This window comes from Catenibacterium sp. AM22-6LB (assembly GCF_003435615.1).
GTDB lineage: Bacteria > Bacillota_I > Bacilli_A > Erysipelotrichales > Coprobacillaceae > Catenibacterium > Catenibacterium mitsuoka_A.
The window spans coordinates 1-11974 of record NZ_QTUM01000065.1; the positions used below are offsets into that span (position 1 = coordinate 1).

General features: G+C 29.4%; 9 protein-coding genes. 3 read left to right on the forward strand and 6 right to left on the reverse strand.

Features of this window, described 5'->3' with window-relative positions; translation table 11 throughout:
• Positions 1-213: 213 nt before the first annotated feature.
• The 5 genes from DW269_RS10880 to DW269_RS10900 all read right to left on the reverse strand — a co-directional run bounded on the left by DW269_RS10880 (position 214) and on the right by DW269_RS10900 (position 7106).
• Positions 214-1644, reverse strand: coding sequence for a 6-phospho-beta-glucosidase (locus DW269_RS10880; protein WP_117459883.1), 1431 nt, complete (start codon positions 1642-1644; stop codon positions 214-216).
• Position 1645: 1 nt separating this feature from the next.
• Positions 1646-2980 carry a PTS sugar transporter subunit IIC gene (locus DW269_RS10885; protein ID WP_117459886.1) on the reverse strand — a complete coding sequence of 445 codons (1335 nt, stop codon included), beginning with the start codon at positions 2978-2980 and terminating at the stop codon, positions 1646-1648.
• On the reverse strand, positions 2981-3286 hold the full coding sequence (locus DW269_RS10890) for a PTS sugar transporter subunit IIB (protein ID WP_032090807.1): 306 nt from the start codon (positions 3284-3286) through the stop codon (positions 2981-2983).
• A 304-nt stretch (positions 3287-3590) separates the two neighbouring features.
• Positions 3591-6191, reverse strand: coding sequence for a PRD domain-containing protein (locus DW269_RS10895; RefSeq protein ID WP_117459888.1), 2601 nt, complete (start codon positions 6189-6191; stop codon positions 3591-3593).
• A gap of 102 nt (positions 6192-6293) precedes the next feature.
• Positions 6294-7106, reverse strand: coding sequence for a MerR family transcriptional regulator (locus tag DW269_RS10900; RefSeq protein ID WP_117459891.1), 813 nt, complete (start codon positions 7104-7106; stop codon positions 6294-6296).
• A gap of 194 nt (positions 7107-7300) precedes the next feature.
• On the opposite strand from DW269_RS10900, the gene DW269_RS10905 reads away from it, so the two are divergent.
• Positions 7301-8053: an SDR family NAD(P)-dependent oxidoreductase gene (locus DW269_RS10905; RefSeq protein WP_117459894.1), complete on the forward strand. Its 753-nt coding sequence runs from the start codon at positions 7301-7303 to the stop codon at positions 8051-8053.
• Between the two features lie 288 nt (positions 8054-8341).
• On the opposite strand, the gene DW269_RS10910 is transcribed toward DW269_RS10905, so the two are convergent.
• Positions 8342-9310 carry a LacI family DNA-binding transcriptional regulator gene (locus DW269_RS10910; RefSeq protein WP_117459896.1) on the reverse strand — a complete coding sequence of 323 codons (969 nt, stop codon included), beginning with the start codon at positions 9308-9310 and terminating at the stop codon, positions 8342-8344.
• A gap of 182 nt (positions 9311-9492) precedes the next feature.
• On the opposite strand from DW269_RS10910, the gene DW269_RS10915 reads away from it, so the two are divergent.
• Both DW269_RS10915 and malQ read left to right on the forward strand, forming a co-directional pair.
• Positions 9493-10296, forward strand: a complete 804-nt coding sequence (locus DW269_RS10915; RefSeq protein ID WP_117459897.1) for an endonuclease/exonuclease/phosphatase family protein — start codon at positions 9493-9495, stop codon at positions 10294-10296.
• On the forward strand, positions 10293-11777 hold the full coding sequence (malQ, locus tag DW269_RS10920; protein WP_117459899.1) for a 4-alpha-glucanotransferase: 1485 nt from the start codon (positions 10293-10295) through the stop codon (positions 11775-11777). Before DW269_RS10915 ends, malQ begins: the two co-directional genes overlap by 4 nt.
• Positions 11778-11974: the final 197 nt, after the last annotated feature.

Sequence of the window (11974 nt, forward strand, 5' to 3'; positions counted from 1 at the left end):
ATGCGACAGGGGTGGTGCATAGGTCTGCGACTGCTAGTGCAATTACGAGCGAATAATCAGCATACAAGTTTCGTTACAAAAGCTACTCAAATATACTATTTAAAACTTATCCTGTAAATTAAATGCTTTTATATAAAGAAAATATCATACTTATTCGTATGATATCCTCTATTATTCAGTTTTATATACTATTAAGGAAGAAAAATTATAAAACTAATCTAGATCTTCGCCATTTGTTTCAATGACTTTTTTATACCAATAAAACGATTTTTTTCGATATCTATTCATCGTTCCATGGCCTTCATCATCTAAATCTACATAAATAAATCCATATCTTTTTGACATTTGACAAGATGAAGCACTTAATAAATCAATGCATCCCCATGTTGTATATCCCATTAAATCAACGCCATCTATAATAACAGCATTCTTTAATGCTTTAATATGTTCTCGATAATACTCAATATGTCTTTCATCATTGATTTCTTTACCTTCGACATATACTTCATTTGTTCCTGTACCATTTTCAACAATAAATAATGGTTTTTGATAACGATCATAATACATATTCAATGTATTACGTAAACCCATTGGATCATCTTGTCTTTTATATAAAATTTCACCTAAGTACGGATTTTTTAAAGTAGCAAGGGGATTATTTTTAATCTCTTCATTGAGTTTTTCGTCACCACTAACAACATGTGTTGCATAATATGAAAATGAAAGAAAATCAATCGTATTATTTTTAAGAATTTCTTTATCATCATCTTCAAATGGAATAGTTATTCCTTTTCTTTCTAATTCTCTTAATTTATATGATGGATAGTACCCTCTCGCCTGTACATCACAGAAAAAGAATGCATCTCTATTTTTTGTAATTGTTGCAAATACATCTTGAGGATGACATGTATATGGATACCATGTACCTCCTGCAAACATATTCCCAATTTTATTTGTTGGATCAATTTCATGACCAATTTTTACTGCCCACGCACTTGCTAATAAAATATGATGAGCTGCATTATATAACTGTTGTTCTTTATCTTCATTTGGATCAATAACAACACCTGCTGATAAATAAGGCAAAATTAATGTATCATTAATTTCATTAAAGGTAAGCCAATAATGTACAATACCTTTATATCTTTTAAATAAAACTGTTGCATATTTCTTATAGAAATCAACCATTTTTCTACTTTTAAAACCACCATATTCTTTTACTAAATAAAGTGGAAAATCGTAATGAGAAATCGTTACTAAAGGTTCAATGTGATATTTTTTTAATTCTTTAAAAACATCATCATAAAATTGTAATCCTTTTTCATTCGGTCTTTCTTCATCCCCTCGAGGAAATATTCTTGACCATGAAATAGATAATCTTAAAACCTTAAATCCCATTTCCGCAAATAATGCAATATCTTCTTTATAACGATGATAGAAATCTATCCCATTTAAAACCGGATATTTTTCATCTTCTTTAAAAGATAAATCTTGTACATTTCCAAACATATATTGAAAACGATTTTTTCCATTTGGAACTACATCCATGTTAGCAAGACCTCTACCATCTTCATTATAGCCACCTTCTACTTGATTAGCAGCTATTGCTCCACCCCATAAGAAATCTTTTGGTAAGGTTCTCACTTTATGCTTCCTCCTCAGCTAATTTTGCAGCTTCTTCTTTCTTGCATAAAGAATGATCATAAGCTACAAAGAATGGATACCAAATAGCTAATGTTAATAGAATCATTAAAGCAATAAAAATAAACACTCTCCAGTCTAAACAATAAACAAATAGACTTAGGAAAACAGGATAAGTCCCACTAATTAATAAATAAGGTGCTGTCAATAAACCAAATGAACATGCTAACCAATAAAGAATAGATACGATTAATCCATTAACAATAAAAGGAAGCATTAATACAGGGTTAAACATAATTGGTGCTCCAAATAATGCTGGTTCTGAAATTCTAAAAATACTAGGCACAATTGTCGCTTTCCCAAAAGCTTTTAATTGTTGTGATTTTGCTTTCCAACAAGATAAAATACATAGTCCAAGAGTATTTCCTGTTCCTCCTAAAAAACCAATACCTAATGTCATAAAGATAGGATGAAAAATTGGTGCTTGTCCTTTTGCAACTAATGCTGCATTTGCTGTAAAAGCTGCTGTTGTAATTGGAGCAGTAAGTGCCATAGTAACCATTTGTCCATGCACTCCACAACACCATAATAACAACATAAATGCACATAAGAATATTGAACCAGGAACAGAGTTAACTGCTGCAACTGGTGTTGCTAAAACTTTTTCAATAAGCGCTGGAATTGACATTCCTAAATAATTACTACTTAATAAACTTAAAATATAGAATATAGAAACATTGATAACCATAGGTACAATTGTTCTAAACGAATTTGTTAATGCTGGAGGACAAATTTCTGGCAAACGAATTGTAATATTGTGTATTTCACAAAATCTTGTGATTTCTACTGTTAATAAAGCAACAATAATAGCAGTAAATAATCCTTGTGCACCTAAATATGTACAATTCATTAATAATGGAGTTGTTCCATCCGCTAAAGCTAAATAATTTGCTGGTGCTGCAACTAATAGAAAAACAACAAGTGCAGTTAAACCATTAGTAATACCTTTCATTGAATATGAAGTTGCTAAATTATCAGCAATAACAAAGGTAACTGCTAATGCTAATAATCCCATTGACATATTGTATGGAACTAAAATAGCCATTTTATACTTAGTAGCAAAATTAAACCATCCAGAAAAAATTGACCAAACACCACCAGATTTAACCATGTCTGCAGTTACTGGTGGATTAGCAATAACCATAAATACTGCCCCAACAAAGATTAATGGTAATACTGTCATAAAACCTTTTTGCATTGCAGATAAATGTCTTTGTTCACCTAACTTATCAGCGATTGGAGACATTTTATCTTCAACAAAGTGCATAAACTTATCCATTTACTTTCCCTCCTTTATCATTCTTTTTACTTCTTTTATAATATTTTCAACATTCCCTAAAGCATAATCTGAAGGATTAATAACAGCTGAAGGTCGATCAGTTACTGCTTTTTGAACATCTTTAATTTTATATCTCATTTGTGGTCCCACTAATAAGACATCATAATCTTTATAAACACTTAAATAATCATCAATTGGAATTGCTTTAACTTCTAAATCTTCGTTATTTTGTTCTGCCCATTGATTCATCTTATTCATTAAAATACCAGTTGATAAACCATTAGCACACATTAATAATATTTTCATAAATCTTCCCTCTCTTTAAATTTGCTAATATCAAGTAAATTGAATATTTGATCGATCATTTGTTCCTTTTTACTTAGCAACTTTAGTATAAAATGGAACCGCTTTTTATTCAAATAGCATATTTTATCTCTTTTCCTTTCATTTATACACTTTTTCTTCTTTATCATTTATTTTCTTCGTTAAACTGTTTATTTACAAGCAATAAAATTATTTATCTTTTTATTACTCTTAAATATTTTTTATACACTTTATACACTAATAAATAAAAAATAGCTTACTTTACAATAAGCTATTAAAATAAGTATTAAATTTCTTTAATAATCGTAATTAAACTTGCAATATCAGAATCAGAAAATTGAATATGAAAAGGTTCTTCTATCATTTCTACTAAATCATATAAATATTCGTATGTTTTTTTATGTGTTGAAATTATATTTTTATAATTATATTTTTTAGGAATCGGTGCATTATCAACCAAGCTACAGATAACACCACTAAGATGCATAATAAGACCTATCTTTTTATCATAGGATAATTGATATTGACAATCTAATTCTTGAATAAATTCTGGTAATACTTTTTTCAAGATATCAATATCAATATTCGGTGCTTGTTTTTCAATATTTTTAAATATTAATGAATATTTTATTTTCTTTTTAATGACAATGTCTTGATTAGAACTTGAAATTAATAGTGATAATTTATCTAATGGTGTATTAAATAATTGAGTTACAGATATAAATTTAATGCCATATAATTGAGGATCAAATGATCCCATTGTACATAAAATATTATACGATTTTCTCAATTCATTAATTTTAAACAATAATTCTTTATGATTATTCATTGATAATGGAACAATATCAATATCTTGTAATTCTAATGAATCTTCTAGGTATTTTTTTATTTGTATAGCACCACCTTCGCCATTCATACATAAAGTGATAATAACATTTTTCTTTTTTTGTCGATGATAGTTTTCAACAATTGATGGAAAATAATGTTGATAACTTTGTTCTAATTCAGACATAATATCATCTAAATCATCATTGCTGCTCATCTTTTTTACGGTTTCTAAAGCAATCATTGTGGAAGGTGCAGCAATAAAGCGGATATCTATACCTGTTTCTTTAGAAATCAATTTACCCATAATTTTTACAGAACCCATGTCATAGATAAGTAATACACCTTTACCTCTATTAATTTTTTCAATCAATGATTTCATTTCTTCATAAGCCATTTGCATTTTCTTTTCTAATAAAAGATCATATGAATAAACACTATCACTATTTGACATTTGTTTAACAACACCAGTAAGCGAACTTGCTACATTTTTTCCATGCATAGCAATTAACAATACAGGTTTATTTTCGCTTTCTGTTAATTGATTCAAAAGTAAAATCAAAACAATAGTTATTGCTTCATCTAACGGTATATCTATTTTATATTTCTTTTCTAAATGTTCTATTAATTTTAAACTTAGTATATATTCTTCTTGATATTTATTTACTATTTGATTTAAATCAAAATTAATTTGTTCATTTTGCTTATTATTTATTATTTTTGTTAAATGAAGAGATAAAACAATAAAGACTTCTTGCGGGAAAACTCGTTTTAATTTTTGTGATGAACTATCTAAGAATTCTTTTACAATATCTATAATTTCTTGTGGAATATATTTACTAATATTCAATTCATTTATTTTCTCTTTATCAATGTATTGTCTATAACTTGATATTAATTGATTGTATTTATTTTTTAACAAAAGGGATTTATCAACTAATGATGTATCTTGTTTTTCAAGATGTTCATAAACAGCAGAAGTACTTTCCTTTATTTTTATTTTTTCAATAGAATCTTTTGAATAATAATATAAAAAATCATGTGAAATAAGTCTATTTATCTCTGTCGATTTTTCTTTATAAAAAATAAAGCCTTTTTTTACATAGATTGGAAAATCATCAAGATAGACATAGACATTTGAATTATTATCTAAATTTTTCAAAAAAGCATGTGAACATGCACTAGAAATATCGTTTACAAGTTGTTTTATATTATTTTTACAATGATAAAGTAATAAGCATTCTAATGTTTCAGGTTCTATAACAATCGACTTATCTATTTTTCTTGCTTCTTTTTTAAAACATCCCTGAACTAATTCCATCCTTTCAACCAATCCTCTTTTATCTAAAGAAGGCAAATCAATTTTTATTGATATATTATCGAGAGCATTACTTTTTAAATCATTTTCATTAAAGCAATCCGATGACAAAACAACCATAAAGTTATTTTCTTTTAGTGAACTCATTTCAATTAAATCATATATAATTGATTTATATTTTTCTGGTATTAAATGAACATTATCAAAATAAATCATTCCGTTTTTCGCCTTTTCTAAAGCAGCTTTTCCATAATCAATAAATAAATTCTTAATCATAGTTTCATCATTCATAAAGTATTTACAATTTAGTTTCACTAATTGACCATTTTCATTAATTAGGCCTTTTTCTTTAGAAAATTCATATATTTTTTTAGCAAGTAAACTTTTACCTGTACCACTTTCCCCTGACAATAAAATAACCGGTTTTTTACCAGGATATAAAAGTGTTGATTTAATATCTTGAATAGACTTAGCAAGGCTTCCATTAAATCCTATTAGTTGATTAAATATAGAATCGTCTTCATCTAATTTATTATGTATTTTATAAAGTACCGGTCTCCCAGCTATTTTTTCTAATTTATTTTCTCTAACTAATTCATTCAAAATAGCTGATAAATTAGAACGTTGAATATTTAAATGACTTGCTAATTCTTTTGTTGAAAACACCATTTTAGAGGGATCGTTTTGATCTTTTTTTGTAGATAATTTATCAATATAAAAAAGAACCTCATATTTCTTTTTCATAAAATTTCTCCTTTTCTAAATATATTCATATTATAAAACAAAAAAAGAAATATGCACACTTTTATAAAGTCTACATATTTTTCATATTCTCTATTCAACTATTTATTTCAATTCTATAGGTACTTTAACTTTTGCATAACGTACTTTTTTACCGTTCTCTTGAAAATAGTAATTTGGATAAGTTGCTGTCGCAATTCCACAAGATTTAATATTACGTTTTTTCAAATAAATAGATATATCTTTAAAAATTTCAGTATTTGGATATTCCCAGTTCTCATTAATAACAACTGTATTTAAACAATGTTGTCTTGGCATAACTCTTGCATCTTTTAAAAATTCTTGAGGAAGTTGATTATAAATAATTTCGGGTATCACAAAAAACCACTCTGTTACACTTTGTGAAGAATCATATTGTTTTACATCTGTTACTTGTGCTTGACTAATGAATGGGAGATATTCAAATAATTTTGCATAATATCTTGGATCATCTTTAGTAAAACAAAATTCTGATTGAGAAATTTTCGCATAAGGTAATAAATAACATTTAGGTTCAACAGTGATCCAATAGTTCCCAATATTATAAAAATCTGTTTCTGACTCAACCTTTAAAGTTGTTAAATAATCTATAAGATTTTTAGTTTCCTTTACTTCTGATTCTAATTCACAAATTTTATTATTTAAAATATCCGTTACTTTAGAAACAGGTATACCTTCAACATACTCTACTGATTCTTTCATAGAATACCCTATCTTTCGATTATATAAACATGCTAATAATGAAATAACATCTTTATTATCTAAATCACGATAGTTGTTTTGACTTATTCTTTTTGGATAAATCACTCCTTCTTTTTCATAATAACGTATTGTATCTGTAGATATGCCTAACAATTTAGCAGCTTCACTAATTTTCATAATATGATCTCCTTAACATTAAAGTTAGTCCAATGTTTTATTGATATAAAATTATATCATACAAGATTTATTTCTTCAATTTTGTGTATTTTTAGAAGATAATGTACCTAAATTAGATAAATAAGCCATCCTTGACTATAGAGTTACTCCATAAATTATAATTTATATATAATCAAATATTTGGAGGTAGAAAAATGGAAAATCGTGTTGTATTAGTTACTGGTGGAGCAAGTGGAATTGGAAAAGGTATGGTTCGTATGTTTGCTGATAGAGGTTGCCAAGTTATTATTTTTGATGTTCAGGATGACAAAGGAGAAACTTTAGCAAAAGAATTATGTGATCAAGGAAAAAAGGTTGTTTATAAACATGTAAATTTATTTGATATTGATGAAATCAAAAATGCCTATGTATGGATAAAAGAACAATTTGGAAAATTAGATTATGCTATGAATAATGCAGGATTTGGTATTCCAGCAAAGCCACTTGATGAATGTACCAGTGAAGAAGTTAATAAAGTAATTGGAATTTGTTTAATTGCTGTTACAAATTGTATGATTGAAGAAATAAAAATAATGAAAGAAAATGGTTTTGGGCGTATTGTCAATACGACATCTGGTGCTGGATTATTAGGAATCAAAGGAAACTCAGTTTATTGTGCAGCTAAGCATGGTGTTGTGGGTGTTACAAAAGCAGCTGCTCTTGATTATGCAACATCTAATATTACTATTAATGCTATCGCACCAGGAACTATCGAAACTGAATTAGTAAATTCACTCAAAGAAATCGCTCCCGATGCTTATAAACAAGCAGAAGAATCAAATCCAAGTGGTCATTTAGGAAAGCCAGAAGATATTGCTAATGCTGCAGTATTCTTATGTGAAGATGCATCATCTTTTATAAACGGTGTTGTACTTCCTGTTGATAGTGGTTGCGTAGCTGGAAAATAATAAAACTAAATTCGCACAAAGGTATTGAATTATATTATATTCATAAATGTTTTGTTTTTCAAAACAACTAACTCTAAAAGTTAGAAAAGGTAAGGATCTCTCCCATCCTTACCTTTTCGTTTTGATGCAATTGTTCTCTAATTTGCGATCAAATTAGAGCATTACATATTTTAATATGCAAGTTCATTTCAAAGCATAGTAAACATTGTACTCATTTTCATTTTACAAAAAAACCCAAATTGAAATATCGATTTGAGTTTTTTGAATTTCTCTGAATAAACGTATAAATTAACGTTTTGTGAATGGCACAATTGAGCGTGTTGCAAACATGGTAGGTGTTTCTATATGTTTAATAAGCTGGACAACTGCTTCCATGCCTAACTGATTTGGGCTTACATCAATAGAAGTCAGTGGTGGTTCTGAGAAACGTGCAAAGATAGAATTATTAAAGCTCACAATAGAAATATCATCAGGCACTTTCTTTCCTACTTCAGTAATTAGTCTAACCATAATGACTGCATAAATATCATCACATACCACAAAGGCACTCGGACAGTCATCACTTCTTAATAATTCAAGTATTTCATTGGGGTTATAGGAATAGCTCGAAGAAAGATTCTTAATATAGTCTTCTTTTATTTCATAGCCTGCTTCGGATAAAGCTTGTATATAACCAAGACGTCGATCTATAGAATATTGTACATCTTTTTTTTCACCAATATAACCGATCTTTTGATGTCCTTTTTTTAATAAGTATTTCACTGCCTCATAGCCTGCCTGGATATTATCTGTATCTACACTGACTGATGTAATGGAATTCATTGGTGGTTTACCAATCATAATATAAGGAATCATACGTTCTCTTAGATAGTCTGTCACAGAAGATTCAATTTTCGTATTTAGGAAGATATATCCTTCACAATCCGCAATTTCCATACTTGTCTTCATTTCTCTCGTATCGGCACCAGTAATAATATGAAGACTATAACGCCCTTTATTACACATATAACTAATTCCTCTTACTATTTCTAGATAGAATGGATTTTCATAGACATCTACCATAGAACGTGGAAAGACGACACCAACATCATGTTTCTTAATATGTGATTTATCATACACATAACCGAGTTCATCCATTACTTTACGTACTTTTTCTTTCGTTTCTTCACTAATAGAATAATGATTATTAATTGTACGAGATACAGTAGATGGAGATACACCTGCTTTTTTCGCGATATCTTTAATTGTGATACTCATTTAAATCACCTCACTTTTATTATACTTATTATTGTTGCGTTGCGCTAACATTTGCATATTATATGCGTAAATACGCTATTTTGTTGCATAAAATCTATTGTGTAAGTGTTTACAATCATTAAAATAGAATTTGTAAGAAAAAGGAAGTAAGACATAACCTTATTAAAAGGAGGAAAAAGAAAATGAAGCTTATGACACTTAACACACATTCACTAAGCGAATGTGATGAAAAGAATAAGCTCCAGACAATTGCGAATTTTATTCTAAATTATGATGTTGATGTCATTTGTTTACAAGAAGTCAATCAAAGTATGACTGCAAAAAGTATTTCTACCGACAGATCTTATGTCGGTAGAGACATTATTAAAGAAGACAATTATGCACTTGGACTAAGCCAATTACTTGGTGATCAATACAATTGGAACTATATACCAGTTAAAGTAGGTTATGGTAAGTTTGATGAAGGTGTAGCCATCTTCTCTAAGTACCCAATTGTGAATAGTGAAAATACTTTATTGACGCAAACCAATGATTATACGTTCTGGAAGAAACGTAATTCTCTTGGAGTAGAAATAGTAAAAGAAAACACACATTTTTGGGTTTATACAGTCCATTTAGGATGGTGGAAGGATGATGAGGAACCTTTCATCAACCAATGGCATAAGCTCAATGTTGTGGCGAATAAAGAAGTCTCTGTTTACTTAGCAGGAGATTTCAATGCACCTGATATTATTCCAAACCAAAGTTATGAGACTATTAAAGAAGATGGATGGTTTGATACACGTGACTTAGCGGATGATGTCCAAGGTCGTTTTACTGCTCAGGGTAAAATAGACGGATGGGATGAAGCAGTAGATGGTATGCGTATTGATTATATCTGGTGTAATAAAAAAGAACATGTAAAAAGCCATCATGTTGTATTTGATGGTACACATGAAGATGTAGTTTCTGATCATTTTGGATTATTTATGGAGGATAGTTTATGAGAAAAAGTGGTGTGTTATTATCCGTATCATCTTTACCTAGTAAGTATGGTATTGGTTGTTTTGATGAAGCTGCTTATAAGTTTGTAGATGATCTTGTAGAAGCTAAACAAACATATTGGCAGATTCTTCCTTTAGGTATTACTGGTTATGGTGATTCACCTTATCAGTCATTCTCTACTTTTGCAGGTAATCCATATTTTATTTCTTTAGATGAGTTTGTGAAATGTGGTTATTTAAAGGAAGAAGATCTACCAGAGGCAGATATAAACAGTGATTATGTTGATTATTCTTATCTCTATGAAAATAGATATGCATTATTAAAGAAAGCTTATGAGAATTCACATATTACTGATAATGAAGATTTTAAAGCTTACTGTAAGGACAATGCATGGTGGCTAGAAGATTATGCATTATTTATGGCAATAAAAGCATCTTATGATAACCAAGGCTGGGAAAATTGGCCTTTAGAATTACGTTTAAGAAATGATGCGTCCCTTACCGAGAAACGCAATGAACTAAGTGATGATATTAATTACCATAAGTTCTTACAGTACTATGTATGGAAACAATGGTATGCATTAAAGGATTATGCGAATAGTAAAGGGGTAGAAATCATTGGTGATATTCCTATCTATGTTGCATATGATTCATCTGATGTATGGGGACAGCCAGAATTATTCCAGCTAGATCCTGAAGTAAAACCTACTGCAGTTGCAGGTGTACCACCTGATGGTTTCTCTGCTGATGGACAGCTTTGGGGTAATCCACTTTATGACTGGAAGAAACATAAGGAAACTGGTTATGCATGGTGGATTCAGAGAATTGCATATTGCAAGAAAGCTTACGATATTGTACGTATTGACCATTTTAGAGGTTTTGATGAATATTTCTCAATTCCTTATGGTGATACAACTGCGAGAAATGGACATTGGGAAAAAGGTCCAGGCTACGACTTATTTAAGACAGTTGAAGAGTCTTTAGGTAAGATAAATGTTATTGCAGAAGACTTAGGTTATTTGACTGATACAGTTAAACAGATGGTCGCTGATTGTGGTTATCCAGGTATGAAGCTATTTGAATTCGCATTTGATTCACGTGATTCTTCTGGTACAAGCAACTACCTACCTCACAACTATACAGAAAATTCAGTTGTTTATACTGGAACTCATGATAATGAAACAATGATCGGATGGCTTAAAAATATTTTACCTGAAGAAAGACAGATGTTGAAAGACTATCTACACTATGATGGTGATGATGACACTGTATTAGTGGATATGAGTATTGATTGTATTATGGCAAGTGTAAGTGATAAGTGCATTGTACCAATGCAGGATTACTTAAAGCTTGATAATACAGCACGTATGAATAAACCTAATACTTTAGGTAATAACTGGATGTGGCGTTTAGATAAGAATTCCTTTAATGATTCATTAAAGGAACGAATGCGTAACATTACAGAAAAAACAAACCGTATTTAAAGGAGATTTTCTCCTAATCAAGGTTCTTAATGAACTCTGATTTTTTTGTGTCAACCGAAATTGATAATGTCCCAAAAATAATCAAACATTAGCACCACAACGGTGCTTTTGTTTTGTGGCAAAATTCGCAAAGATGGATTTTCTCCATGGATGATCCATTGGAGGAATATACTTTTTCTTTTCTTTCTTAGGTGCCT

Excerpts from the sequence above, each read along its gene's own strand:
- DW269_RS10910 (WP_117459896.1), bottom strand. The coding sequence starts at position 9,310 with ATGAGTATCACAATTAAAGATATCGCGAAAAAAGCAGGTGTATCTCCA.
- DW269_RS10905 (WP_117459894.1), top strand. The coding sequence starts at position 7,301 with ATGGAAAATCGTGTTGTATTAGTTACTGGTGGAGCAAGTGGAATTGGA.
- DW269_RS10915 (WP_117459897.1), top strand. The coding sequence starts at position 9,493 with ATGAAGCTTATGACACTTAACACACATTCACTAAGCGAATGTGATGAA.
- malQ (WP_117459899.1), top strand. The coding sequence starts at position 10,293 with ATGAGAAAAAGTGGTGTGTTATTATCCGTATCATCTTTACCTAGTAAG.
- DW269_RS10900 (WP_117459891.1), bottom strand. The coding sequence starts at position 7,106 with ATGAAAATTAGTGAAGCTGCTAAATTGTTAGGCATATCTACAGATACA.
- DW269_RS10895 (WP_117459888.1), bottom strand. The coding sequence starts at position 6,191 with ATGAAAAAGAAATATGAGGTTCTTTTTTATATTGATAAATTATCTACA.
- DW269_RS10890 (WP_032090807.1), bottom strand. The coding sequence starts at position 3,286 with ATGAAAATATTATTAATGTGTGCTAATGGTTTATCAACTGGTATTTTA.
- DW269_RS10885 (WP_117459886.1), bottom strand. The coding sequence starts at position 2,980 with ATGGATAAGTTTATGCACTTTGTTGAAGATAAAATGTCTCCAATCGCT.